General features: G+C 71.2%; 27 protein-coding genes. 10 read left to right on the top strand and 17 right to left on the bottom strand.

Features of this window, described 5'->3' with window-relative positions:
- From AMK16_RS12185 to AMK16_RS12200, 4 genes are all read right to left on the bottom strand, one after another.
- The gene (locus AMK16_RS12185; RefSeq protein ID WP_079191456.1) at window positions 1-1578 is read right to left on the bottom strand and encodes an alpha/beta hydrolase; all 1578 of its coding nucleotides are present in this window, start codon (window positions 1576-1578) and stop codon (window positions 1-3) included.
- A gap of 270 nt (window positions 1579-1848) precedes the next feature.
- The gene (locus AMK16_RS12190) at window positions 1849-3741 is read right to left on the bottom strand and encodes an AMP-dependent synthetase/ligase (protein ID WP_443333552.1); all 1893 of its coding nucleotides are present in this window, start codon (window positions 3739-3741) and stop codon (window positions 1849-1851) included.
- Between the two features lie 158 nt (window positions 3742-3899).
- A complete protein-coding gene (locus AMK16_RS12195; RefSeq protein ID WP_079191457.1) occupies window positions 3900-5006 on the bottom strand; it encodes a hypothetical protein in 1107 nt (368 codons plus the stop codon).
- A 292-nt stretch (window positions 5007-5298) separates the two neighbouring features.
- Window positions 5299-5832 (bottom strand): ATP-binding protein, encoded by a 534-nt coding sequence (locus AMK16_RS12200; protein ID WP_073913126.1) that lies wholly within the window; start codon window positions 5830-5832, stop codon window positions 5299-5301.
- A gap of 154 nt (window positions 5833-5986) precedes the next feature.
- On the opposite strand from AMK16_RS12200, the gene AMK16_RS12205 reads away from it, so the two are divergent.
- The 7 genes from AMK16_RS12205 (at window position 5987) to AMK16_RS12235 (ending at window position 9775) form a co-directional block, all read left to right on the top strand.
- The gene (locus AMK16_RS12205) at window positions 5987-6844 is read left to right on the top strand and encodes a helix-turn-helix domain-containing protein (protein ID WP_073913142.1); all 858 of its coding nucleotides are present in this window, start codon (window positions 5987-5989) and stop codon (window positions 6842-6844) included.
- Entirely contained in the window at window positions 6841-7032 is a 192-nt protein-coding gene (locus AMK16_RS12210; protein ID WP_073913145.1) for a DUF397 domain-containing protein, read from the top strand. Before AMK16_RS12205 ends, AMK16_RS12210 begins: the two co-directional genes overlap by 4 nt.
- A gap of 113 nt (window positions 7033-7145) precedes the next feature.
- On the top strand, window positions 7146-7544 hold the full coding sequence (locus tag AMK16_RS12215) for a hypothetical protein (protein WP_242438688.1): 399 nt from the start codon (window positions 7146-7148) through the stop codon (window positions 7542-7544).
- Window positions 7541-8926: a hypothetical protein gene (locus tag AMK16_RS12220; protein ID WP_073913149.1), complete on the top strand. Its 1386-nt coding sequence runs from the start codon at window positions 7541-7543 to the stop codon at window positions 8924-8926. Before AMK16_RS12215 ends, AMK16_RS12220 begins: the two co-directional genes overlap by 4 nt.
- Entirely contained in the window at window positions 8923-9243 is a 321-nt protein-coding gene (locus AMK16_RS12225) for a hypothetical protein (protein ID WP_073913152.1), read from the top strand. Before AMK16_RS12220 ends, AMK16_RS12225 begins: the two co-directional genes overlap by 4 nt.
- Before the next feature lie 35 nt (window positions 9244-9278).
- Window positions 9279-9464, top strand: coding sequence for a hypothetical protein (locus AMK16_RS12230; RefSeq protein ID WP_073913155.1), 186 nt, complete (start codon window positions 9279-9281; stop codon window positions 9462-9464).
- On the top strand, window positions 9461-9775 hold the full coding sequence (locus AMK16_RS12235) for a hypothetical protein (RefSeq protein ID WP_073913158.1): 315 nt from the start codon (window positions 9461-9463) through the stop codon (window positions 9773-9775). The genes AMK16_RS12230 and AMK16_RS12235 overlap by 4 nt, the downstream gene beginning before the upstream one ends.
- A gap of 80 nt (window positions 9776-9855) precedes the next feature.
- Here the strand turns inward: AMK16_RS12235 and AMK16_RS12240 are convergent, their stop codons facing one another.
- The 5 genes from AMK16_RS12240 to AMK16_RS12260 form a co-directional block, all read right to left on the bottom strand.
- Complete coding sequence (locus AMK16_RS12240; protein ID WP_073913160.1) at window positions 9856-11184, bottom strand: dicarboxylate/amino acid:cation symporter; 1329 nt, start codon at window positions 11182-11184, stop codon at window positions 9856-9858.
- A 400-nt stretch (window positions 11185-11584) separates the two neighbouring features.
- Window positions 11585-11896: a DUF4229 domain-containing protein gene (locus tag AMK16_RS12245; RefSeq protein ID WP_242438689.1), complete on the bottom strand. Its 312-nt coding sequence runs from the start codon at window positions 11894-11896 to the stop codon at window positions 11585-11587.
- A gap of 103 nt (window positions 11897-11999) precedes the next feature.
- Window positions 12000-12524, bottom strand: a complete 525-nt coding sequence (locus tag AMK16_RS12250; protein WP_073913164.1) for a GNAT family N-acetyltransferase — start codon at window positions 12522-12524, stop codon at window positions 12000-12002.
- 120 nt (window positions 12525-12644) lie between these two features.
- Window positions 12645-13808 (bottom strand): aminofutalosine synthase MqnE, encoded by a 1164-nt coding sequence (mqnE, locus tag AMK16_RS12255; protein WP_073913166.1) that lies wholly within the window; start codon window positions 13806-13808, stop codon window positions 12645-12647.
- A gap of 76 nt (window positions 13809-13884) precedes the next feature.
- On the bottom strand, window positions 13885-14340 hold the full coding sequence (locus AMK16_RS12260; protein WP_073913168.1) for an Lrp/AsnC family transcriptional regulator: 456 nt from the start codon (window positions 14338-14340) through the stop codon (window positions 13885-13887).
- A gap of 123 nt (window positions 14341-14463) precedes the next feature.
- On the opposite strand from AMK16_RS12260, the gene AMK16_RS36195 reads away from it, so the two are divergent.
- On the top strand, window positions 14464-14607 hold the full coding sequence (locus tag AMK16_RS36195) for a hypothetical protein (RefSeq protein WP_158071216.1): 144 nt from the start codon (window positions 14464-14466) through the stop codon (window positions 14605-14607).
- Here AMK16_RS36195 and AMK16_RS12265 read toward each other — a convergent pair.
- The 4 genes from AMK16_RS12265 to AMK16_RS12280 form a co-directional block, all read right to left on the bottom strand.
- Window positions 14604-15317 carry a UbiX family flavin prenyltransferase gene (locus AMK16_RS12265; RefSeq protein WP_073913170.1) on the bottom strand — a complete coding sequence of 238 codons (714 nt, stop codon included), beginning with the start codon at window positions 15315-15317 and terminating at the stop codon, window positions 14604-14606. The genes AMK16_RS36195 and AMK16_RS12265 overlap by 4 nt on opposite strands.
- A gap of 109 nt (window positions 15318-15426) precedes the next feature.
- Window positions 15427-16350 (bottom strand): menaquinone biosynthesis prenyltransferase MqnP, encoded by a 924-nt coding sequence (mqnP, locus tag AMK16_RS12270; RefSeq protein ID WP_073913173.1) that lies wholly within the window; start codon window positions 16348-16350, stop codon window positions 15427-15429.
- Complete coding sequence (locus AMK16_RS12275) at window positions 16347-16832, bottom strand: hypothetical protein (protein WP_073913176.1); 486 nt, start codon at window positions 16830-16832, stop codon at window positions 16347-16349. Before AMK16_RS12275 ends, mqnP begins: the two co-directional genes overlap by 4 nt.
- Window positions 16829-18283, bottom strand: a complete 1455-nt coding sequence (locus tag AMK16_RS12280; protein WP_073913179.1) for a menaquinone biosynthesis decarboxylase — start codon at window positions 18281-18283, stop codon at window positions 16829-16831. Before AMK16_RS12280 ends, AMK16_RS12275 begins: the two co-directional genes overlap by 4 nt.
- 90 nt (window positions 18284-18373) lie before the next feature.
- On the opposite strand from AMK16_RS12280, the gene AMK16_RS12285 reads away from it, so the two are divergent.
- Entirely contained in the window at window positions 18374-18739 is a 366-nt protein-coding gene (locus AMK16_RS12285) for a PLD nuclease N-terminal domain-containing protein (RefSeq protein ID WP_079191458.1), read from the top strand.
- 57 nt (window positions 18740-18796) lie between these two features.
- Here the strand turns inward: AMK16_RS12285 and AMK16_RS12290 are convergent, their stop codons facing one another.
- Window positions 18797-19171: a cupin domain-containing protein gene (locus AMK16_RS12290; protein ID WP_073913182.1), complete on the bottom strand. Its 375-nt coding sequence runs from the start codon at window positions 19169-19171 to the stop codon at window positions 18797-18799.
- A 115-nt stretch (window positions 19172-19286) separates the two neighbouring features.
- Between AMK16_RS12290 and AMK16_RS12295 the strand changes: the two genes are divergently transcribed.
- Window positions 19287-19751, top strand: coding sequence for a MarR family winged helix-turn-helix transcriptional regulator (locus AMK16_RS12295; protein ID WP_073913185.1), 465 nt, complete (start codon window positions 19287-19289; stop codon window positions 19749-19751).
- Between the two features lie 136 nt (window positions 19752-19887).
- On the opposite strand, the gene ccsB is transcribed toward AMK16_RS12295, so the two are convergent.
- Genes ccsB through AMK16_RS12310 form a run of 3 tightly spaced genes read right to left on the bottom strand, consistent with a single transcriptional unit; the run spans window position 19888 to window position 23466 of the window.
- Entirely contained in the window at window positions 19888-20967 is a 1080-nt protein-coding gene (ccsB, locus tag AMK16_RS12300) for a c-type cytochrome biogenesis protein CcsB (protein ID WP_073913188.1), read from the bottom strand.
- The gene (gene resB, locus AMK16_RS12305; protein WP_079191459.1) at window positions 20964-22745 is read right to left on the bottom strand and encodes a cytochrome c biogenesis protein ResB; all 1782 of its coding nucleotides are present in this window, start codon (window positions 22743-22745) and stop codon (window positions 20964-20966) included. The genes ccsB and resB overlap by 4 nt, the downstream gene beginning before the upstream one ends.
- A 13-nt stretch (window positions 22746-22758) precedes the next feature.
- Window positions 22759-23466 (bottom strand): cytochrome c biogenesis CcdA family protein, encoded by a 708-nt coding sequence (locus tag AMK16_RS12310; protein WP_242438711.1) that lies wholly within the window; start codon window positions 23464-23466, stop codon window positions 22759-22761.
- Between the last annotated feature and the right edge of the window lie 9 nt (window positions 23467-23475).

A 23475-nucleotide genomic window follows, 5' to 3' on the forward strand; every position in this document is an offset into this window, starting at 1 on the left:
TCACTCCCCGGCGGGGCAGGACCGTTTCCCGGCCGGGAGCCGGCCCTCGGTGAGGAACCGGTTCGCGTACTGCCGGACACAGGATGAGGACGCGTACGCGGTGTGCCCATCGCCCCGGTGGTCCAGGACGACCGCCGAGCCGAGGCGCTCGGCGGTCTCCCGCGTCCACTCGTACGGGGTCGCCGGGTCGCCCCGAGTACCGACGAGCAGCATCCGCGGCGCGCCCGGGTGGTCGATCCTGCGGATGAAGTCCGTGCCTGCGGGGCGCCCGTAGCAGGTGAGTACGGTGGCCAGCTGCCCCGGGCCGAAGACCTTCGAGGCCGCGAGGAACTGACCGCGGCGGGCGTCCAACTCCCGCCGGACGGCCTCCGGGCCGGCGTGCTCGTCGGACCGGTCCGGGTCGTCGGCGCAGTTCACGGCGGCCTGCGCGGTCCGGCTGTTGTCGGCCGGCACCGACCCGGGCCCGCTGTCCTGCTCCTGGACCTCCTGCGGGCGGTCGGAGGGGCCGGTCGGGCCGCCGAGCTGGAGCAGCCCCACCGGGTCGTGTTCGCGCTCGGCCAGCGCGAGGGCGTCGGCGAGCCGGGGCCAGGTGCTGGTGGCGTACAGGGCGTTGCCGATGGAGGCCGCCGCGTCCTGACCGGTCACGTGGGAGCCGTCCTCGCCGGTGAGCGGTTCCTCGTCGAGCCGCGCCACCAGGGAGTCGACGCGGCGCGCGGCGGCGCGCGCGTCCGTCCCGTAGACACAGTCCGGCCGACGGGTGCACCAGGCCAGGAAGCCGTCCAGGGCCCGCTGCCGGCCGCGTGCCGTCGCGAGGGCCTGCTCCACCAGCGGCTCGGTGAGGGTGTCGACCCCGTCGAGCACCATGCGGCCGGTGTGCCCGGGGAACTGCGCGGCGTACACGGCGCCGAGCCTGGTCCCGTAGGAGAAGCCGAGGTAGTTCAGCTTCCGGTCGCCGAGCACCCGGCGCATCACGTCCATGTCGCGCGAGACGTTCACCGTGCCGACGTACGGCAGGACCGGGCCGGAGGCCAGTTCGCAGCGCCCGGCCACGGCGCGCAGGGCGGACAGCCGCGCGGCGGGATCACCCTCCGCCGCGTCGGCGGTCTCCATGGAGCCGCCGCAGGAGACGGGTTCGCTGTGGCCCACCCCGCGGGGGTCGAAGGCGACGAGGTCGTAGCGCTTGCCGAGGTCGGCGTAGGTCTCGGCATCCGCCGCCAGGCCCGCGACACCCGGAAGGCCGGGGCCGCCGAAGTTGAGCAGGAGCGAGCCGAGGCGGTGGCCCCGGTCGGTGGCGGGTATGCGGGCGAGGGCCAGCGTGACCGTTCCCTTGGCGGGGTTCGCGTAGTCGAGGGGCACCTCGACGGTCCCGCATCCCATCCCGGCGGGCGCGCCCGTCCCGGGGCAGTCCCCCCAGCGGATGCGCTGGGCGTGGAAGCGTTCCAGCGGATCGCTCCCGGGGGCTGCCGGGGCGGCGGTGAAGGAAGCCAGGAGCAGCGCGCAGGCCACGGCGAAGGCACGGGGGCGGGAACGGGAACGGGAGCGGACACGGACAGGGACACGGCAACTGGGGTGGCGCACTGCGCCCTCCTCGGGTGGCCCCCCGCCGGCGGTCAGCCCACGATAAACGCCTTCCCTCGCCCCCGCCCGCCCAGGGGGTCCGGTGTCCCTTGGGCCGGACGGGTGGGCGCGCGGAGCCGCCGTCGAGTGGCCGGCACGTCGCCGCTCCCGTCGAACGGCAGCTCCGCGGCCCTCGGAAGTCAGGCCCTGCAGACGCGGAAGCAGACGCCGACGCGGACGCAGACGCGGAAGCAGACGCGGACGCAGACGCGGAGGCAGGCCCCTCGACGGTCAGCGTTCGCGCGGAGTCCGGTACAGCTCCTCGATCTGGCGTGCGTAGTCGCGGGCGATGGCGCCCCGTTTGAGCTTCAGCGAGGGGGTCAGATGGCCCCGCGCCTCCGTGAAGTCGCCAGGCAGGACGACGAAACTGCGGATCGACTCCGCGCGCGACACCAGCCGGTTCGCCTCGTCGACCGCCCGCTGGAGGTCCGCCCGCAGCTCTTCGTCGTGCACCAGCGTGCTGATGGGCACGCCCTGCTTCTTGTGCATCTGGCGCCAGTGCAGCAGCCCGTCCGGCTCCAGGGTGATCAGGGCGGTGATGTACGGCCGGTTGTCGCCGATCACCATGCACTGCCCGACCAGGGGGTGGGCCCGCAGCCAGTCCTCCAGGGGCGCCGGGGCCACGTTCTTGCCGCCGGAGGTGATGATCAGGTCCTTCTTGCGGCCGGTGATGGTGAGGTAGCCGTCGGCGTCGAGCTCTCCGATGTCCCCGGTCGGCAGCCAGCTCCCGGGCGGGACGCCCTGCCCGCTGTTCCAATACCCGGCGAAGACGTGGCGTCCGCCCAGCAGCACCTCGCCGTCGTCCGCGATCCGGACGGCCGTGCCCGGCAGCGGCCAGCCGACCGTACCGAGCCTGGGCCGCAGCGGTGGGGTCACCGTGGAGGCTCCGGTCGTCTCCGTCAGCCCGTAGCCCTCGAAGACCTCGATGCCGGCGCCCGTGTAGAAGGCGGCGAGCCGCCGGCCCAGCGGGGAGCCGCCGCTCAGGATGTAGCGGACGCGGCCGCCGAGCGCGGCGCGGATCCGCCGGTAGACGAGCGGCTCGTACAGGGCCCGCGCGGCGCGCAGCCCGGGCCCCGGTCTCCTGCCTTCGGCCGTCTCGCCGTAGCTTCGCGCGATGCGGGCGGCCCGGTCGAAGGAGGCGCCCCGGCCCATCTTCTCGGCGGTGGCGCGGGCGGTGTTGTAGACCTTCTCCAGCACGTACGGGATGGCGAGGAGGAAGGTCGGACGGAAGCCCGCGAGGTCGGCGAGGAGGTCCTCGGTGCTGATGCTGGGCGCGTGAGCAAGTTTGACCCGGGCCCGCATGCAGCCGACGGCCACCATCCGGCCGAAGACGTGGCTGAGCGGCAGGAAGAGGAGCGTGGACGCCGGGTCCTTGCTGACGGACCGGAAGACGGGGTGCAGCAGCGCGACCGAGTTGTCCACCTCGGCGAAGAAGTTGGCGTGGGTGATCACGCAGCCCTTGGGCCGGCCGGTGGTGCCGGAGGTGTAGATGAGGGTCGCGACGGAGCCCGGCGTACGGGTGGACCGCCGGGCGTGCACCACCCGGTCGGGCAGGTGCTCCCCGGCCTTGACCAGTCGGGCCAGGGCGCCGGTGTCGAATTCCCACAGGTGCGCCAGCCAGGGCAGGTTGCCGCGCTCGGCACTGATGATGCGGGCCTGCGCGGTGTCCTCGACGGCGCAGGCCACGGCGCCGGAGTCGTGGATGATCCAGCGCGCCTGGAGGGCGGAGGAGGTCGGGTAGACCGGTACGGTGACCAGCCCGGCGGCCCACGCGGCGAAGTCGAGCAGGGTCCATTCGTAGGTGGTACGGGCCATGATGGCGAGCCGGTCGCCCTCGCGCAGCCCCTCGGCGATCAGGCCCTTGGCGACGGCCGTCACCTCCGCGGCGAATTCGGCGGCGGTGACGTCCCGCCAGGTCCCGTCCCGCTGCTTGCGCGCGAGCACGGCTTCGCCGGGAGCCTGCCGGGCGTTGTCGAAGGGGATGTCCCCGAGCGAGCCGCTCACCGGCGGCCCGGCGAGCGCGGGCACCCGTACTTCGCGCACCACCCCGTCGAGCACCGTCTTGACGGGCTCGACGGGCTCGGCTGGGTCGACGGGGTCGGCCGGATGGGGCAGGGCTTCCACGGCGCTCTCCTCGGTCCGACGGCTGGGAGGCAGTTACCGCCGGTAATCTACGCACCGGTAACCGCCCCTGAACAGCCTTCGGACCCTTTCTTCACCGCCGCACCACACGCACCCACACCCGTCTCACCTCCTCTGCGCATGCGTCGGCGGCCGCCGTCTCACGCGGCGCACTCCGCCGGCCCGGGTGGACACTCCCGGCAGCGGCCGGGCACAGGGGCGCGGAAGGCCCGTTCGCAGCCGTCGCAGGTCTGGAACGGGTCGGGCCGTCGGACCCTCGGGGTGGCCGGTTCAGCAGGAAGGTGGGGTGGCACCTGCGTCCGGAGCCGGTGGGCGAGCAGCCCGGCGGGGTTGTGCAGGACGGCGGGCAGGCCGCAGGTCAGGACGTGGCGCACGGCGTCCGGCGTGGCCCCGCGCTCCAGCCAGGCGGACACGCCGGGCGCGAGCCGCCTCACGTGGTGCTCGGCGAGCAGCAGGCGCGGATCATCCCCGCGCAGCCGGGCGAGGAGGTCGAGGGCCTCACGGCGGACGGGCGCGGCGGGAGCGGGAGCGGCAGAGGCCGCGGGGGCGGGGGCGGGGGCGGGGGCCGGGCGGGGCTGCGGCTCCGGCCCCGGGCCGGGCTCGGGAAGCGACTCCGGGCCCGGCTCGTGCGCACGCTCCGACTCGTGCTTCTGTTCCGGCACGGACGCAGGCCCCGGCCCAGGCTCGTGCTCCGGCTCCGGCTCGCGCTCCGGCTCCGGCTCGCGCTCCAGCTCCGGCTCGCGCTCCAGCTCGTTCGCAGTCTCCGGCCCCGGCCCCGGCTCCAGCTCGTGCGCAGGCCCCGGCTCCGGCGCGTAGTCAAGATCGGGCGCGGAGTCCAGATCGGGTGCGGAGTCCAGATCGGGTGCGGAGTGCACGTCCAGGTGTCGCTCGACCGGCAGGTCGCGGTCAGCCGGTGCGGACGCCGGGAACACGGGCGGCAACGACACGGACGGGGGCTCTGGGGCCGGGGCGGGCGGCCGGTTGTAGGACACCGTGCTGGTGACCATGCGCCCGTCCTCCAGCCGGACGCGGCTGCGCTTCAGGTACCCGTACGCCTCCAGCTCCCGCAGCGCGGTGGCGATCCGATCCGCCCCCTCGGGGAACCGCGCGGCCAGCCGTTTGATCTCGATCCCGGTCCCGGCCGGGAGCGACTGGATGTGGGTGGAAAGACCGATGGCGAGCAGCGACAACGCGGGGTGCTGGGCCAGGTGGTTGCCGATCACCGTGAAGCGTTCGGTGTGCCGCACGTTGACGTGGACGACACCGGAACGGGGTGTACCGCCGCGAACCCGGGACGAGGCGCGCGACGGCGCGCTAAGCTGCTGAAGAGCCATGGGGAAGCCGTTTACTTCCTACTTGGTCAGGCCCTCGACCGGGATTGCAGTCCCGCCGGGGGCCGTCTCATGTCTGGTGTTGTGGGGCGAGCATATGCCCGCGAACCGGCCCGGAATCCAGCCCAGTTGGCACACTTCACCCATGTGAGTTACGGGGAGCCGGTGGGGTGGGGTGGGTTGGATTTAGCCCGGGTTCTTGAACGGGTTACACGTCCGGGCCCACCGGATCCCGGTTCCCCGGGACCCGGTTCCCACCCCCCAGGCCCGGGCCCGAACCCGGACCTCCCGCCTCCGGACTCCCCGTCCCGGACCGGTTGTCACGGCACTCGCCCCACCCCGCCACATCCAGCTCCGCCCACACCGTCTTGCACGGAGCGGGCCCCCTCACCACCCCCCAGCGGTCGGCGATCGCCTCCACCAGGACCAGCCCCCGCCCGCCTTCCGCCTCCTCCGCCGCGTCCCGGCTCCCCGGGACCCGGTCGCCGCGGGTGTCGGCCACCTCGATCCGCAGCACACCGCCGCTCAGTACGACCCCGATCCGAAAGCCTCGCCCGGGCACCCGTCCGTGGGTCACGGCATTGGCGGCCAACTCGGCCACGATGAGCGCCGGCCCCTCCGTCGGCAGCCCCCAGGCCGCGATCTTCTCGACGGCGAGGTGCCGCGCCTGCCGGGCGCCGCGCGGGGTGGCGGCGAGCCGGGCGCCGAACCGGCGGCCGGAGTCACAGATATGTGTATGCACGTCACTCAGCGTGGCGCCCGTTGCGTACGGTGAGAAGTGCCAACGCCCTTGCGTCCGGGATCTGTCCGGCGCTTGTCCGGCGCTGTCGCGGCTGTCCGGGACGGCCGCCGGGCAAGGGGCGCTGAGGAATTCGGTACGTCGGAGGTGGGCGCGCATGAGCGTGGACAGGGACGGCACGGAAGACGCCGGCTGGGACGTGGATCCCGACGACGAGCAAGGGGCGGCGGTGCTGGCCGCGCTGGGCCGCCAGCTGAGGGCCTGGCGCGAGGAGGCGGGCATCAGGGCCGCCGCCTTCGGGACGGCCATCGGGTACGGGGAGGACCTGGTCCGCAAGGTGGAGGCGGGCAAACGCATCCCCCGCCCCGAGTACCTGGACAAGGCGGACGAGGCCCTGCGGGCGGGCGGGAAGATCGCCGCGATGAAGGCGGACATGGAACAGGTCCGCTACCCGAAGAAGGTCCGCGACCTGGCGAAGCTGGAGGGCCGGACCGCCGAGATCGGCGTTTACAGCACTCATGGCATCCACGGCCTCTTGCAGACGCCGGAACACGCCCGTGCTCTCTTCGAGATGCGGCAACCCTCCTACTCCCAGGCCGAGGTGGAGTGGTACACAGCAGCACGGATGGCCCGCCAGTCCGTCTTTGACCGCACACCGGCCCCGGCCATCAGCTTCGTCCACGAGGCATCGGCGTTGAGCCGTCCCATCGGAGGCACAATGGTGTGGCGCCGTCAGCTCGAACGGCTCCTGGAGGTGGGCACATTGCGGAATGTGTCCCTGCAAGTGATGCCGAACTCCTGCGAGGCCCACGCCGGCATGGACGGTGGGATCGAGATCCTGAAGTTCGGAGACGGCACCGGGGTAGGCCGCTCCGAGGGGGCGTTCAACGGTCGTCCGGTTTCCGAGCCGAAGCACCTCCGGATCCTTGACCTGCGCTATGGCATCATCCGGGCTGAGGCTCTCACGCCACGGGAGTCGCGAGACTTCATCAAGGGACTGCTGGGAGAGACATGATCGACAATCCCGAGCTCAACTGGTTCAAGAGCACCTACAGCAGTGGCAGTGAAGGCGACTCCTGCGTCGAGGTGGCCACGACCTCCGCCGTCATCCACGTCCGCGACTCCAAGGACACCCGGCTCCCCGGCCTCACCTTCGCGCCCCGCGCCTGGGCGGGATTCGTGGCGCACGCCGCCGGCCACTGAGGTCGCGACCCGTCGGGGCGGCTTCCCCCTCCGCCTTAACATGGACATGGCGATCAAGTTGGGGGGATGTCATGTCATTTGACGCGGAATGGGCACAGCACAAGGCTGCCGCCATGGCCGGACAGCAACCGCCTGCCATGCGGCTCAATCACGTTCCCGCCGAGACGGGCGGCAGCCCGGCGGGCAGCCTGCTGGCCGGGGCCGGGTCCATCAACGGTAACGCCAACCTCCTGATCGAGATCGCCGCGCTCCTCCACGAGGGCCGGCCCGACGGCGACGCGAGCACCATGGCCCGCGCACCCCGGGCCCACGCCGACGTCTCGGCGGAGGCCCTGCGTTTCGCGCGGTTCGCCGACGACCAGTTCAAGGACACGATCAACCTGTTCGCCGCCCTCGCCACCCGTCTGAAGACGACCGGCACCGACTTCGCCCGGGTGGATGACGCCACCGGCCGCAACTTCCTCGACCGCGTCCTCGAATCGGGGCAGTACGTGAAGCCGGAGTCCAAGTGAGCGGGCTCGGCTACCGCAAGGACGTCGAGTTCCTGGAGGAGTGCAACCCGGCGCTCGTGGAGCGCAACGCCGCCGAGTTCCGCCGCCTGCGCGACCTCCTCGTCCAGGTCGAGGAGCCGGCCCGGCGGGCGCAGACCCGTACGCAGTGGCAGAGCGACGGCAGCCACACGTACACGGGCCGCCTCGCGGAGGCACGGCAGTTGGTGACCCACATGGCCGAGGGCTACGACAAGGCCGCGAGCGCCCTGAACGCCTACGCCGCGGCCCTCACCACGGCCAAGTCGCACTACCGCGACGGCAAACGCTCGGAAGGGGCGCTCGCCGCGCTCATCGGCACGAAGGGCACCGCGATCACGCGCACCGCGCAGATGGCGGAGCCGATGCGGCAGTGGGAGGACATGCGGGCCACGACCGGCGTCTTCGACTGGCTGGCCGAGGCCACCATGGACGTGGACGACATCCGGGACGAGGCCAACGGCCTCCACGACGCCGCGGGCGGGAGCTTCCACCTGGCGAAGACCGCCGAACAGGAAGCGCGCAGCACCTGCGTGCACGCGCTCAGGCAGGCGTACGAGCTGCTGCCCGAGTTCACGGTGCGGGGCGGCGGGGGGATCGACGTGTACGCGGCGATGGCGGACATCCGCCGGGAGGCGGCGGAGGCCCGCACCAGCCCGCTGACCCACCTGCCGGGCAGCGGCCCGAAGCGGCAGCTCACGGAACCGGTCGGGAAGGCCGAGGTCTCACCGGAGCTGAAGGACATCCGGATGCGGGTGGCGAGCCTGCCGATGCCGGATGACGGCTACTGGAGCGCGCCCGACGGGGACGGGGAGAAGGCCGAGTGGATCTCGCGCAACAAGGAGCTGCTGCGGGCGGCCGCCCAGCACGCCGGGCTGCCGGAGGAGATGGTGGCGGGCATCGCTTGGAAGGAGATCTCGGGCCAGCCGGGATTCGTGGACGACGGCGTCGACACGGTCCGGGAATGGGCCGCTTCTGATATGAGCCCCATCACGCCCGAGAATCTCTTCAGCCGGGCGGGCGGCGCACCTGACGAGACCTCCTTCGGCCCGATCGCCATCCAGGTCCGGCGTGGGGCCGAGGTGCTGGGCTACGACCCGGCGCACCTCACCGAGGACCAGCGGGACGTCGTGGAGGAGTCGCTCCAGGACCCGAAACAGAACGCCTTCATCGCCGCGAACTTCCTCGCCCAGATCAAGGCAGAAGCGGGCTACGGCAACATCCCCGCCGGCGAGCTGACCGACGCCCAGATGCGGGAGATCGCGGCCCGCTACAACGGCGGCCCGTACTGGCAGTCGGACAAGGCCCAGAACTACGGCAACGACTTCGGCGACAGCCTCCCCACGGTGAAGGACGCAATGCGATGACGGTCGACCACGCGGGCAGCGCACCGACCAGGAAGCGTCGATGGGCCCGCTGGGCGCTCGGAGTCCCCCTCGCCCTCATCCACGCGCCGAACGCCCTCGTCGTCTACGCCCTGCTGCGCTACCCGCCTCAGGGCTCATGGGACCACCAGGGGTACACCGGGTCGGCGATGCTGGCCCTCGTCTCCCTCACGCTGAGCGTGATCGGGCTGCTGATCACGCTCGTCCCGCCCGTCCGCCGGACCCTGGGCACCTGGTGGCTCGCCCCGCCGGTCGTCCTCGGGGCGATCGCGTGGATCCGCATGGCCACCCTGGAGTGACGGCCCCGGACCCATGACACGCCACAGCCCCCGGAGTGCAACCCGGCGCTCGTGGAGCGCAACACCGCGACAACATTCCCGCCGGCGAGCTGACCGACGCCCAGATGCGGGAGATCGCGGCCCGCTGCAACGGCGGCCCGTACTGGGAGTCGAAGAAGGGCCAGGACTACGGCAATGAGTTCGTCGACAACCTCGGCAACGTGAAAAAGGCCATGCGATGAGGATCCGCCGCGAGAACATCGACCTGCCCGAGGACCAGGGCTGTCTGCGGTGGGTGCTCGGGGTGCCCCTCGCGCTCCTCTACGGGCCTGCCGCGTACCTCTGCTACACCGCCCTGGCCGCCCGGCCTGGGCCCCGTGACCATCCCTGGCGCGAAGACGTCCAAGCCGTCGCCTACCTGTCCGTGGGCCTGTGTCTCCTCGGGCTGCTGATCAGCGTCACTCCCGTCTTCCTCCGGACCATGGGCCGCTGGTGGTACGTCCTGCCACTGCTCCTGGCGGCGGTCGCGTTCGTCCGCGCGAAGACGGTCTGACAGGCGGGGAACGCCACAGCCCCCGCCCGGACGGGGGCGGAGGCTGCGGCGAGTCGCAAGGTGCGGCGAGGGGCTGCGGGTCAGGCGGCCACGGGGACCTTCACCGGCTCCGCGGGCTGCGGGGCGGGCTCGTCCAGCGGGGAGGACGAGGCGGCGGCGTAGGCCTCCTTGTCCAGGATTCCCTCGCGGGCCGAGACGATGACCGGGACGACGGCCTGGCCGGCCACGTTGGTGGCGGTGCGCATCATGTCCAGGATCGGGTCGATCGCCATCAGCAGGCCGACGCCCTCCAGGGGCAGGCCCAGGGTGGACAGGGTCAGGGTCAGCATGACCGTGGCACCAGTGAGGCCCGCCGTGGCGGCCGAGCCGACCACCGAGACGAAGGCGATGAGCAGGTACTCCTTGATGCCGAGCTGCACGTCGAAGATCTGCGCGATGAAGATCGCGGCGAGCGCCGGGTAGATCGCGGCGCAGCCGTCCATCTTCGTCGTGGCGCCGAACGGGACGGCGAAGGAGGCGTACTCCTTCGGGACGCCGAGGCGCTCGGTGACCTTCTGGGTGACCGGCATCGTGCCGACCGACGAGCGGGAGACGAACGCCAGCTGGATCGCGGGCCAGGCGCCCTTGAAGAACTGGACCGGATTGACCTTGGCGACCGTCGCGAGGAGCAGCGGGTAGACGCCGAACATCACGAGCGCCGAACCGATGTAGACGTCGGCGGTGAAGGTGGCGTACTTGCCGATCAGGTCCCAGCCGTACGTGGCGATCGCGGTGCCGATCAGGCCGACGGTGCCGAGCGGGGCGAGGCGGATGACCCACCACAGGGCCTTCTGGAGGAGCTCCAGGACGGCCTCGGCGATGTTCAGGACCGGCTGTGCCTTGCTGCCGAGCTGAAGGGCGGCGATGCCGGCGACGGCGGCGAGGAAGACGATCTGAAGGACGTTCAGCTCGGTGAAGGGCGTGATGATGTCCTTCGGCACGATGCCGGTCAGGAAGTCGATCCAGGAGCCCTGCCGCTTGGGCAGCTTGCCGTCCTGCGGGGTGAGGCCGGTGCCCGAGCCCGGGTTGGTCAGCAGGCCGATCGCGAGGCCGATGCCCACCGCGATCAGCGAGGTGATCATGAACCAGAGCAGGGTGCGGGAGGCGAGCCGGGCGGCGTTGTTCACCTTCCGCAGGTTGGTGATGGACACCAGGATCGCGAAGAAGACGAGCGGGGCGACGGCCAGCTTGAGCAGCTGGATGAAGATGTCGCCGACCTGTTCGAGCGTGGTCCTGAGCCAGCTGACGTCCTGGCTGCGGGCTATCCAGCCGAAGAGGACGCCGAGCACGAGACCGGCGATGATCTGGGCCCAGAAGGGGAAGCGGAAGGAGGCCTTGGCGGGGGCCTGGGGGGTCGCGGACACGGACACGCTCCGGTGGGGACGCACAAAGAACTGGGGGCAGGGTTCTGCGGTGGCGCTGGTCTGGCGGTGCGACAGCCGGAAAGAGGCCGGCCGGGACCGCTGCTGTATCGATTCAGCTCAACGGGGAGCGGGAATCAGCGACAACAGCAACAGGCCGCGGACACGCGGCGGCAGAGGTCGACGTGCAGGCGCGCCACGAGCGGGACGCTCGGGGTCATCGGGTGCGCGGCCTTGGTCAACATGTTGAACACGCTAACACTTCCCCTTTGGGAATCTCAAAGGCGTTCTTTGGGACGAGGGCGCGGGCGACGGGCTGCGGCGCCCTGGAAAACACCGCCGCCCCAGCGCTACGGGCGGTGTACCCGTTGCTGGGGCGGTTCGGTGTGTGATGAAACCGACGAGGAACCTATGAGGCGACCCGGGCCGCGTCGTCGACCTGGTCCTCCTGGCTGCGGTTCGCGGCGAGCTTCTCCTTCGCCCCGGCGACGCGGCCGGTGATCTGCTCGGACATCTCGTCGCGCTGCTTGCGCAGCAGGACGTAGGAGAGCGGCGCGGACAGGACGAGGGCGAGCAGCACGATCCAGGCGGCATTGGCGTCCCCGAGGGCGGAGGGCACCCAGCCGAGGCGGACGAGGAGCGCCACGACGACGAGGCATCCGACGAAGATGCCCAGGCGCATTGCGGTGTAGCGGATCGTTGCGCTCGCCTTGAGGGACACGGTGACCCTTCTCTCTCGTCGTCCTACGCCAGAAATGTCTCCGTCCAGTGAAGCACGCCGGGGCCCCGCCCCGGCCCGGGGGTCGCTCAGTGCAGGGGGTCGCTCAGTGCAGGGGCAGCAGCATCGTGATGTCGTCTCGGTCGTCGCCCGGGGCGACGCGGATGGCGTCCGGGACGCGGCCGACCTCCTTGTAGCCACAGGCGGCGTAGAAGTGCTCCAGGCCGTGGCCGCCCCGGCAGCCGAGGCGGATGGCCTCGATGCCCTCGACGGAGCGGGCCGCCCGCTCGGTCGCGGCCATCAGTGCGCGTCCGTGGCCCTTGCCCTGGTGGCGCGGGTGGACCATCACCGTGTACGCCCACAGCCAGTGCCGTTGGAGCCGGTGCGTGTTGTGGGTGAGGAAGGCAGTGGCGGCGACTTCGCCGTCCGCGTCGCGTCCTACCAGCAGCCGGCTCCCGCCGTCGGCGACCGCGGCGAGCTGCCCGATCAGCGCGGGGCGGATGTCGTCGACGGTGACCGGAGGCACGAAACCCACGGCGCCGCCCGCGTTGGTGGCGTCGGCCCACAGCGTCAGGATGCCTTCGCGCAGGGCGGGGTCGATGACCGGGTCGAAGGTAAAAGTAAGGGTCATTAGGGGAGAGTAGCTATTACCTTTCCGGTTATCCACTCGCAGAAAGGCCCCGATCCCGGGCGGGGGATCGGGGCCTGTCCGCTCTGCGCGCCCTGGGCGGCCCCGGCGGCCGGCCGGGGGTCAGACGCGCATGGCCTGCGGCGTCTCGCGCAGGCCCGCCTCCGGGCCCGGGTATTCGCGGATGATCTCGTACCGCGTGTTGCGCTCGACCGGGCGGAAGCCCGCCTCGCGGATCAGCTCCAGCAGGTCCTCGCGGCCCAGCTTGTTCGGAGTGCCGTAGTTGTCCGCGTCATGCGTGATCTTGTACTCGACGACCGAGCCGTCCATGTCGTCCGCGCCGTGCTGGAGCGCGAGCTGGGCGGTCTGCACTCCGTGCATCACCCAGAAGACCTTGACGTGCGGCACGTTGTCGAAGAGCAGCCGCGAGACGGCGAAGGTCTTCAGCGCCTCGGCGCCCGTCGCCATCGTCGTCCGCGCCTGGAGCCTGTTGCGTACCTTTCCGTCCTTCATGTCCACGAAGTCGTGCTGGTAGCGCAACGGGATGAAGACCTGGAAACCTCCGGTCTCGTCCTGCAGCTCACGCAGCCTCAGCACGTGGTCCACCCGGTGGCGCGGCTCCTCGATGTGCCCGTAGAGCATCGTCGCGGGCGTCTTGAGGCCCTTGGAGTGCGCGAGCCGGTGGATGCGCGACCAGTCTTCCCAGTGGGTGCGGTGGTCGACGATGTGCTGGCGGACCTCCCAGTCGAAGATCTCCGCGCCGCCGCCGGTGAGCGACTCCAGGCCCGCCTCGATCAGCTCGTCCAGGATGTCGGAGGCCGACATCCCGGAGATCGTCTCGAAGTGGTGGATCTCGGTCGCCGTGAACGCCTTCAGCGAGACGTTCGGCAGCGCCTTCTTCAGCTCGGACAGCGAGCGCGGGTAGTACCGCCACGGCAGGTTCGGGTGCAGGCCGTTGACGATGTGCAGCTCGGTGAGGTTCTCGTTCTCCATGGCCTTGGCCAGGCGCACGGCCTCCTCGATGCGCATCGTGTACGCGTCCTTCTCGCCCGGCTTGCGCTGGAAGGAGCAGTACGCGCACGAAGCGGTGCACACGTTCGTCATGTTGAGGTGGCGGTTGACGTTGAAGTGGACGACGTCGCCGTTCAACCGCGTGCGCACCTCGTGGGCGAGGCCACCGAGCCAGGCCAGGTCGTCCGACTCGTAGAGGGCGATGCCGTCCTCACGCGTCAGCCGCTCGCCGGAGCGGACCCTCTCCTCCAGCTCGCGCTTGAGCCCAGCGTCCATGCCGGTCGCCCGCCTTCCTCTGTGTCCCGCAGTCCCGTCCTACCACTGCTGCCTGTAACCGCCACCCACCGTACTCTCAGCCCTCCTCGGGCAGTTCCCCGACCCGGTTCTCCCACTTGGTGGAGAGCACGATGGTGGTACGCGTCCGCGAGACGCCCTTGGTGCCCGAGAGCCTGCGGATGATCTTCTCCAGGCCGTCCACGTCGCTGGCACGCACCTTCAGCATGAAGGAGTCGTCGCCCGCGATGAACCAGCAGTCCTCGATCTCCGCGAGGTCGCGCAGCCGGCGGGCCACGTCCTCGTGGTCCGCGGCGTCGGAGAGGGAGATGCCGATCAGCGCGGTGACGCCGAGACCGAGCGAGGCCGCGTCGACGGTCGCGCGGTAGCCGGTGATGACTCCGGCCGTCTCCAGCCGGTTGATGCGGTCGGTGACGCTGGGGCCGGAGAGGCCCACGAGACGGCCCAGCTCCGCGTACGAGGCACGGCCGTTTTCCCGGAGTGCCTGGATGAGCTGCCTGTCCACCGTGTCCATTTGCGTGGAGCCTTCCATTATTCGGTGATCCTGCAAGTCTAGGTATAGAATCTAAGGCACACAGGGTCAACACCCTGTGAATTCTTTCAACAGATCAATGACGATCTTCAGGAGTGGTTCACCGTGTACACGATCGAGATGGCCTACGCGCACATGCGACAGCTCCAGGAGCTGGCCAACCGATCCCGTGCCCACCAGCCGTCCGCCGCCCAGCGCCTGACCGAGGGCGGCAAGACCCAGGGGCCGCGCGGCGCCAAGAAGGCCTAACCACCGCCACCCGCCCCCCGGGGAGCACGGGAGCCACCGGGCTCCCCCTCCCGGGCGGCCCCGCCGAGCTCCCCGTCCCAGCGGCGGTAGAGCCCGTGCGCCACCCCTGCCGCGTCCAGCACGCGGCCCGCGACGAAGTCCACCAGGTCCTGGATGTGCGTCGCACCCGCGTAGAACGCCGGAGAGGCGGGCAGCACGACCGCGCCGGCCTCGTCCAGCGCCACCAGGTGCCTGAGCGTCTGGCCGCTCAGCGGGGTCTCCCGCACCGCGACCACCAGCCGGCGCCGCTCCTTCAGGGTCACGCTCGCCACGCGCTGGAGCAGGTCCTTCGACAGTCCGAGCGCCACCCCCGCCACGCAGGCCGTGGACGCCGGGACGATGAGCATCCCCTTGACCGGGTACGACCCCGAACTCGGGCCCGCCGCCAGGTCCCCCGCACCCCAGTACCGGACGTCTCCCGTGAAGGGTTCGAAGGCCCCCGGCTTGCCGTCGGCGCCGCGCGCCAGCCACTGCGTCAGATCGTCCCGCCAGTGCGCGTCGCGGAAGGCGATCCCCGTCTCGTCCAGCAGGGTCAGGCGCGAAGCACGGCTGACCACCAGGTCGACACTCTCCCCCGCATCGAGCAGCCCCCGGAGCACCGCCGCCGCGTACGGCGTCCCGGACGCCCCCGAAACCCCGACCACCCACGGGGTGCGCTTGCGCTCAGTCATGCCTCCGAGACTATCCGGCCACCCCTGACCGGGCGCCGGTCAGGTCACCGTGCCGGTGGCCAGGGGGTGTCCTGCCGGTCGGACCCGCCCTGATCGGCAGGACACCCCACTAGAAGGTGAGCCCGCGGACCGCCAGGTCGAGCAGGGCGAACACGAAGAGGGCGATGCCGATGAAACCGTTGACCGTGAAGAAGGCGCGGTTCAGCCGGGACAGGTCGTGCGGGGTCACGATCGTGTGCTCGTAGCAGAAGGCCACGGCGACGACCAGCAGGCCCACCCAGAACAGCACGCCCGCGTCCGTGGCCAGGGCGTACCAGACCAGCAGGCCCGTGGTCACGACGTGCGCCGCGCGCGCTCCCCACAGGGCGGCCGGGACACCGAAGCGGGCCGGGACCGACTTCACACCGTCCGCGCGGTCCGAAGCCACGTCCTGGGAGCCGAAGATCAGGTCGAAGCCGCCGATCCACACGCCCACCGCGAGGCCCAGGACGACCGCGTCCCAGGACCACGCGCCGCTGACGGCCAGCCAGGCGCCGACCGGCCCCATCGCCTGGGCGAAGCCCAGGATGGCGTGCGGGAAGTTCGTGAACCGCTTGCCGTAGGGGTACACCACCATCGGCACCACCGCGACGGGCGCCAGCATCAGGCAGAGCGGGTTCAGCAGCGCCGCCGAGCCGAGGAAGACGGCGAGCGCGATCGCGGCCCCGGTCCACGCGGAGCGCACCGAGACCGCGCCCGTGACCAGTTCACGGCCGGCGGTGCGCGGGTTCCGCGCGTCGATCTCGCGGTCGATGATGCGGTTGGCGGCCATCGCGAAGGTCCGCAGCCCCACCATGCAGACGGTGACGAGCAGCAGTTCGCGCCAGTGCACGTGCCGGTCGAGCTGGAACATGGCGGTGAGCGCGGCGATGTAGGCGAACGGCAGCGCGAAGACCGAGTGCTCGATCATCACGAGCCGCAGGAACGCCTTGACCTTGCCGGTGGTCTGCGGTGCGGGGCCCGGTCCGACCACGCCGTCGGCGGTGGTCATCATGCGAGGCTCCTGCGGAACTGTTCGACCTCGGCCCGCAGGTCGGTGAGGGACGCCGGGCCGATCTCTACGTCGAGGGGGGCCGCTCCGTCGGACTCCGGCGGGACGACACGGGCGAGGAAGGCGAAGCCCTCGCCCGCCGGGCGGCCCTCCACGCGCAGCAGTTCGTGCCCGGCCACCGTGAGCGCCACCGTGAACTCGGCGTCCGGATCGGCCAGAGCAGCCAGCAGCCGCTGCGCGAAACCGGCCGCCTCGGCGTCGGCGAGCCCGGGCAGGGCGACCTCCCGGCCCTCGCCGTCGGTCCGGTCCGCGATCAATTGCCACAGGTCCGACGGTCCGGCGAACTCCTCGGGGGTGACCCCCGCGCGCTCGGCCGCCTGCCGCACTTGCGGCTGCGCGGGGTCGATCGCGGGACGCACCAGCGCCACGCACGGGGTGTCGGTGCCGATGAAGAGGGCGGGGCCGCCCACGGCGATCGTGCTCACAGGCCGTACTCCTTCCAGCGCGCGTCCACGAGGGCGGCCGTCGCCGGGTCCGACTCGACCATGTCGGGCCAGCCCCCGTCGCGGGTGTAGCCCTCCTCGGGCAGCTTCCTGGTGGCGTCGATGCCCGCCTTGCCTCCCCAGAACTGCTGGTAGGAGGCGTGGTCGAGGTGGTCCACCGGACCCTCCACGACGGTGAGGTCGCGCGAGTAGTCGGTGTTGCCCAGCGCCCGCCAGGACACTTCGTGCAGGTCGTGGACGTCGCAGTCGGCGTCGACCACGATGATCAGCTTGGTCAGCGACATCATGTGCGCGCCCCAGATGGCGTGCATGACCTTCTGTGCGTGCTTCGGGTACTTCTTGTCGATCGAGACGATCGCGCAGTTGTGGAAGCCGCCCGACTCCGGCAGGTGGTAGTCCACGATGTCCGGCACGATGATCTTGAGCAGCGGGAGGAAGAAGCGCTCGGTCGCGCGGCCCAGCGGGCCGTCCTCGGTCGGCGGCCGGCCCACCACGATCGACTGGAGCAGCGGGCGCCTGCGCATGGTCACGCAGTCGATGGTCAGGGCCGGGAAGGGCTCCTGCGGCGTGTAGAAGCCGGTGTGGTCGCCGAAGGGGCCCTCGGGGAGCACCTCCCCCGGTTCCAGCCAGCCCTCGATCACGACCTCCGCGTGGGCCGGGACCTGGAGCGGGACCGTCTTGCAGTCGACCATCTCGATCCGCTTGCCCGCGACGAAGCCGGCGAACAGGTACTCGTCGATGTCGCCGGGGAGCGGCGCGGTGGACGCGTAGGTGACGGCCGGCGGGCAGCCGAAGGCGATCGCGACCGGCAGCCGCTCGCCGCGCTTGGCGGCGACCGCGTAGTGGTTGCGGCTGTCCTTGTGGATCTGCCAGTGCATGCCGATGGTGCGCTTGTCGTGGCGCTGGAGGCGGTAGAGACCGAGATTGCGCACGCCGGTCTCGGGGTGCTTGGTGTGGGTCAGCCCCAGGTTGAAGAAGGAACCGCCGTCCTTGGGCCAGGTGAAGAGGGCCGGGAGCCGGTCGAGGTCCACGTCGTCGCCGGTGAGGACGACCTCCTGGACCGGGGCGTCGCCCTTGATCTTCTTCGGCGGGACGTGGACCATCGAACCCAGCTTGCCGAAGGCCTCGCGGACGCCGATGAAGCCCTGCGGCAGCTCCGGCTTCAGCAGGCCGCCGATCTTCTCGCTGATCTCGCCGTACGACTTCAGCCCGAGGGCCTTGAGCAGGCGCCGGTCGGTGCCGAAGACGTTCATGGCCAGCGGCATCGCCGAGCCCTTGACGTTCTCGAAGAGGAGGGCGGGGCCACCGGCCTTGTTCACCCGGTCGACGATCTCCCCGACCTCCAGGTACGGGTCGACTTCGGCCTTGATGCGCTTGAGGTCGCCCTCCCGCTCCAGGGCCCGGAGCAGCGAGCGGAGATCGTCGTAAGCCATAGGGGCCAGTATCCGTCACCAACTACCCTGGAGGCGTCACCGGGGCCCGATGCGGGCCCGCCGCCACTGCCCGGGAGTCGGTCCCACACCGTGCTGCGCTATCTGCCGTTCCTGCTGATCCTTGCGCTGACCATCTACGCCTTCATCGACTGCCTGAACACGCCCGAGGAAGAAGTCAAGCACCTGCCCAAGGCGGTCTGGGTGCTCATCATCCTGCTGTTCTCCATCGTCGGCCCGGTGGTGTGGCTGTTCGCCGGCAAGAAGCGGGCCGCGGTCGGCGGAGGCTTCGGCGGGGGCCGGGCGCGCCGCACCCAGTGGGTCGCGCCGGACGACAACCCGGAGTTCCTGAAGTCCCTGCGGGACGAGCAGGACAAGCTCAAGGGGCGGGGCGACGACGGGGGCGGGGACCGGGACAAGGACGGGGACCGGGACCGGGACAAGGGCGACCAGCCGTAGGGCGGGCCTCCCAGGGGCCGGGGCCCGGCCGGCGTGGCGCCGGCGCCGGGCCGGAGGTCACCGCGCCCAGGGCAGGACGCGGGTGCCCTCGGTCCCCGGGACCGTGACGACCCCGTCCGCGCGCATGGCGACATGGGCCTCGAAGGACTCGGGGGCGTGGATCCGGCGGAGCACGTCCGGGGGCAGGACCAGGGTCTGGCCGGCGGTGGCGGTCTCGGTGCGGCCGCCGTCCCAGGTGATCTCCAGGGACCCGGCGGTGAGCGTCCAGACCTGCTCCCGGCTGGCGCAGTGCTCGGGGCCGGTGGCGCCGGCGGCCATCTCGACGCGCCAGGTGCTGAGCTCGGCGCTGCCCCGGCTGGGGGCGGCCAGTCCGGTCATGGTGGCGTTCGGGGTAACGGTGACGTGCTCGGGGGACGTCGTGATCACGTGCATGGGGGACCTCTTCTTCGGGACGGACATCCGGCACCGCGGCCGGACGCCAGGGTGAGTCAAGCGCCTTTACTCATCTGAGTAAAGCACGTTGACTCACCCGTGTCACCATGTTTCCGTGACCAGAGACGAATACGAGGGCGTCGAGCTGACCTTCCTGCTCGGCCTCGGCTTCCAGCTGCTGCTCGGCGAGTTCACCCGCCGGGTGGCCGCGGCCGGATACCCGGACTTGCGCCCCCTGCACGGCATGGCCTTCCAGTCCCTCAAGGGGCCCGGAGCCACCGCCACCGAGCTCGCCGAACGGCTCGGGGTGACCAAGCAGGCCGCCGGCCAGATCGTCGACGACCTGGAACGGCGCGGCTACGTCCGCCGCGAGCCGCACCCCGGGGGCGGCCGCCGCAAGCTGGTGGTGCTGACCCCGGCGGCGGACACCCACCTCGCCGTGGCGGGCCGCATCCTGCACGAACTGGAGGCCGAGCTCGGCCACAGCGTCGACCTCGGCGCCCTGCGCGGCGAGCTCGGCCGCGTCGTGCGCACCCTGCACGGCGAAGGGGGGCTGCCGCCCCTGCGCCCGGTGTGGTGAGCGCCGGCCGGGGCCGCGCCGCACCCGCGGACCCGGCCGACAGCCGAACGCAGCGGCGCCCTGACCCCCGGGGGGTCAGGGCGCCGCTGTGCCGCTTCTGTTCGTCCGGCTGTGGAGCGCTGCGCCGCTGCGCCGGTCAGACGCCCGCGTACGAGTGCTTGCCGCTGAGCAGGATGTTCACGCCGTAGTAGTTCCAGATCCAGCAGGCGAAGGCGAAGAGCGCGAGGTAGGCCGCCTTGCGGCCCTTCCAGCCGGCGGTGGCGCGGGCGTGCAGGTAGCAGGCGTAGGCCACCCACGTCACGAAGGACCAGACCTCCTTGGGGTCCCAGCCCCAGTAGCGGCCCCAGGCGTCGCCGGCCCAGATCGCGCCCGCGATGATCGTGAAGGTCCACAGCGGGAAGACGGCCGCGTTGATGCGGTAGGAGAACTTGTCGAGCGAGGCCGCCGAGGGCAGCCGCTCCAGCACGGACGAGGCGAAGCGGCCCGGCTTGCCGCCGCCGGCGAGCTTGCCCTCGTAGGAATCGCGGAAGAGGTAGAGGACCGCGCCGGCCGCACCGATGTAGAAGACGGCGCCGCAGAAGATCGCGGTGGAGACGTGGATCCACAGCCAGTACGAGTGCAGGGCGGGCACCAGCTGATCGCTGTCGGTGTACAGCCAGGTCACGGCGATGCCGAGGTCCAGCAGGACGGTGGTGACCAGGATCAGGCCGAGCCAGCGGATGTTCTTCTTCAGGGCGAGCAGCACCAGGTAGGCGCCGACGGCCACCGTGGAGAAGGTCACCGAGAACTCGTACATGTTGCCCCAGGGGGCACGCTGCACCGACATCGCGCGGCTGACGACGCCGGCCGCCTCGATCAGGAAGGCGAGCGCGGTCAGCGAGACCGCGATCCGCCCGTACAGGTCACCCTGCTCGGTGCCGCCCGCCGCGCCCGGGCCGTCGGGCACGTCGCGCGTGCCCGAGGCGGACCGGGTGACCACCTTCGGCTGGTCGAGGACGGCGGCGCCGCCCGCCCGGCCCCGCACCTGCACGGCGGGCGCGGAAACCTGGGCGGAGGTCAGCGCGGCGGCCGTACGCGCCACCTTGCTGCGGCTGCCGAAGGTCCACTCGGCGATGTGCGCGAAGAAGGCGAGCATGTAGACCGCCATCGACGAATAGACCAGGTAGTTGCTGATCTGGGCGAGATTCTCGTTCGTTGCGGCTGCGAGCGGCGTCATCCGCGCTCTCCTTCAGGGGTTTCATCGAGGGGTTCGACAGCTTCGGCGGCCGGGTCTGCGGGCGCGGCGGCCGGGTCGGCGGGCGCGTCCGCGGACGCCTGTGCCGGTGCGGACGGCGCCTGCTGGTGCAGGGTGGCGGCGAGCCCGGCCAGTTCCTCCGGGAGCCTGGCGGATTCGCTGCGGCCCAGGCCCGCCATCTCCACGACGGTCACGCCGTCCGCGCCGCGCACCGCGCGGACCCAGATCCGGCGGCGCTGGATGAACAGGGATCCGGCCAGGCCCGCGATGGCGGCGACGGCGCCCGCGAGGGCGAGGCCGCTGCCGGGCTGGTGGGTGATGGAGAAGGTGGCCCAGCGCTCGATGCCCTCGAACTTGACGGTGCCCGCGCCGTTCGGCAGTTCCATCGATTCCTCGGGCAGCAGGCTCTTCTTGAAGAGCTGGCCCGAGGGGTCCTTGAAGGACTCCATCTTGGAGGTGTCGAGCTGGTAGACGTTCTGGGGCAGACCCGAGTCCACGCCGAGGCTGCCGTGCCATGCGCTCAGCATGAGCGCCGGGAAGCCCAGCTCCGGGAACTGGGAGAACATCATGCCCTTGCCCTGGCCGGCGAAGGTCGGCACGAAGACCGCGTTGAAGCCGAGCTGCTCCTTCTTGCCGTCCTTGTCCTTGTAGCCGTCGGGGACCTTCACGGCGCCGGTGGAGGTGAGGTTGGCGTCCTGCGGGAGCATCGGCACGGCGTCCTTGAAGATCACCTTGCCGGTGGGGTCGGTCACGGAGATGACGGGCGCGTAGCCGTGGCCGAGCAGGTAGACCTTGGAGCCGTCGACGTCGAGGGGCTTGTTGACCTGGATCTCGCGCTTCTGCGGCTTGCCGTTCGCGCCCTCGCTGAAGGTGACGTACGCCTTGAAGTCGCGCGGGGTGCCCTTCTGCGGGCCGGACTGCTCGTACGTCGCGTCGAACTTGTCCAGGGTGAAGGAGAAGGGCGGCAGGTCCTCGGGGTCGAAGAGGCTGCCGGACTTGAAGTCGTCGTACTGGGTGAGCGTGTTCGAGAAACCCTTGCCGCGCAGGACGAGCTTGCCGCCCTCGGACTTGAAGTACTGGCCCCAGGCGAAGGCCACCAGCATCACGATCAGCGCGACGTGGAAGAGCAGGTTCCCGGCCTCGCGGAGGTAGCCCTTCTCGGCCGCGACGGAGTTCCCGCCGCCGGCCTCGGTGCGGAAGCGGCGCCCGCCGAGCTGGGTCCGCGCGTACGACAGCACCTGGTCCGGGGACGTCTCCGTGCGCCACGTCGTGTACGCGGGCAGCCGGTCCAGGCGCTTGGGGGCGCCGGGCGGGCGGCCGCGGAGCTGAGCGACGAACTGCCAGGAGCGGGGCAGGATGCAGCCGATCAGCGAGATGAACAGCAGCAGGTAGATCGCGGAGAACCACACCGAGCTGTAGACGTCGAAGAGCTGGAGCTTCTCGGCGATCGTCACCCAGGAGGGGTTGTCCTGCTTCCAGACGGCGACCTTCATCGCGTCGACGTTGGTCTGCGGGATCAGGGAGCCCGGGATCGCGCCCAGGGACAGCAGGAAGAGCAGGATCAGCGCCACCCGCATGGAGGTGAGCTGGCGCCAGAACCAGCGGAGCCAGCCGATCACCCCGATGCCGACGGCCGGCCCCGCGGGGCCGTCCTCCAGCGGGGCGGTGGACAGCTGGGCGCCGGCAGCGCCGAGCGCGGGCTCGGCCGGGTCCTCGGACGGGTGCGGCGCCCCGGTGGGCGCGTTGTCGGTCGTACTCATGTGCGTTAAGTCCTCAGATCCCCACCGTGAAGCTTTGGGCCCAGCTCTGCATGTCGCTGACGATGCTGTCCCACGTTCCTGTGACGAGCAGCAGGCCCGTGAGGATCAGCATGCCGCCACCGATGCGCATCACCCATGCATAGTGCTTCTTCACCCAGCCGAACGCGCCGAGCGCCTTGCGGAAGGCGATCGCGGCGAGGACGAACGGCACGCCGAGCCCGAAGCAGTAGGCGACGGTCAGCAGCGCGCCCCGGCCGGCGCTCGCCTGGTCGAGGGAGAGCGTGGTGACTGCCGCGAGGGTCGGGCCCATGCAGGGGGTCCAGCCGACGCCGAAGAGCACGCCGAGCACGGGCGCGCCGACCAGGCCCGCCGTCGGCTTCCTGTGGAAGCGCAGCTCCCGCATCGTCAGCCCCGGGATCGCGCCCATGAAGAAGAGGCCCAGCAGGATCACCAGGCCGCCCAGGACCCGGGAAATGATCTCGTTGTTCTCCCGGAGGGTCTCGCCGAAGTAGCCGAAGAGCGCGCCGGTGGAGACGAAGACGGCGGTGAAGCCGGCGATGAACAGCAGCGCGCCCGCCAGCATCCGCCCGCGCCGCGCCTCGGCGAGATCGGCTCCGCTGACGCCGGTGACGTAGGAGAGGTAGCCGGGGACGAGCGGGAGCACGCAGGGCGAGAAGAAGGAGACCAGTCCGGCGAGGACGGAGATGGGCAGCGCGAGCATCAGCGCACC

The organism is Streptomyces sp. CB00455, from assembly GCF_001905445.1.
Taxonomy (GTDB): Bacteria; Actinomycetota; Actinomycetes; order Streptomycetales; family Streptomycetaceae; genus Streptomyces.

What these genes read in the sequence shown, in the direction of transcription:
- AMK16_RS12265 (WP_073913170.1), bottom strand. Translation starts at nt 15,317, where the DNA reads ATGACTGAGCGCAAGCGCACCCCGTGGGTGGTCGGGGTTTCGGGGGCG.
- mqnE (WP_073913166.1), bottom strand. Translation starts at nt 13,808, where the DNA reads ATGGACGCTGGGCTCAAGCGCGAGCTGGAGGAGAGGGTCCGCTCCGGC.
- AMK16_RS12280 (WP_073913179.1), bottom strand. Translation starts at nt 18,283, where the DNA reads ATGGCTTACGACGATCTCCGCTCGCTGCTCCGGGCCCTGGAGCGGGAG.
- mqnP (WP_073913173.1), bottom strand. Translation starts at nt 16,350, where the DNA reads ATGATGACCACCGCCGACGGCGTGGTCGGACCGGGCCCCGCACCGCAG.
- ccsB (WP_073913188.1), bottom strand. Translation starts at nt 20,967, where the DNA reads ATGACGCCGCTCGCAGCCGCAACGAACGAGAATCTCGCCCAGATCAGC.
- resB (WP_079191459.1), bottom strand. Translation starts at nt 22,745, where the DNA reads ATGAGTACGACCGACAACGCGCCCACCGGGGCGCCGCACCCGTCCGAG.
- AMK16_RS12260 (WP_073913168.1), bottom strand. Translation starts at nt 14,340, where the DNA reads ATGGACACGGTGGACAGGCAGCTCATCCAGGCACTCCGGGAAAACGGC.
- AMK16_RS12250 (WP_073913164.1), bottom strand. Translation starts at nt 12,524, where the DNA reads ATGACCCTTACTTTTACCTTCGACCCGGTCATCGACCCCGCCCTGCGC.
- AMK16_RS12310 (WP_242438711.1), bottom strand. Translation starts at nt 23,466, where the DNA reads ATGCTCGCGCTGCCCATCTCCGTCCTCGCCGGACTGGTCTCCTTCTTC.
- AMK16_RS12225 (WP_073913152.1), top strand. Translation starts at nt 8,923, where the DNA reads ATGACGGTCGACCACGCGGGCAGCGCACCGACCAGGAAGCGTCGATGG.
- AMK16_RS12235 (WP_073913158.1), top strand. Translation starts at nt 9,461, where the DNA reads ATGAGGATCCGCCGCGAGAACATCGACCTGCCCGAGGACCAGGGCTGT.
- AMK16_RS12205 (WP_073913142.1), top strand. Translation starts at nt 5,987, where the DNA reads ATGAGCGTGGACAGGGACGGCACGGAAGACGCCGGCTGGGACGTGGAT.
- AMK16_RS12210 (WP_073913145.1), top strand. Translation starts at nt 6,841, where the DNA reads ATGATCGACAATCCCGAGCTCAACTGGTTCAAGAGCACCTACAGCAGT.
- AMK16_RS12215 (WP_242438688.1), top strand. Translation starts at nt 7,146, where the DNA reads ATGGCCGGACAGCAACCGCCTGCCATGCGGCTCAATCACGTTCCCGCC.
- AMK16_RS12290 (WP_073913182.1), bottom strand. Translation starts at nt 19,171, where the DNA reads ATGCACGTGATCACGACGTCCCCCGAGCACGTCACCGTTACCCCGAAC.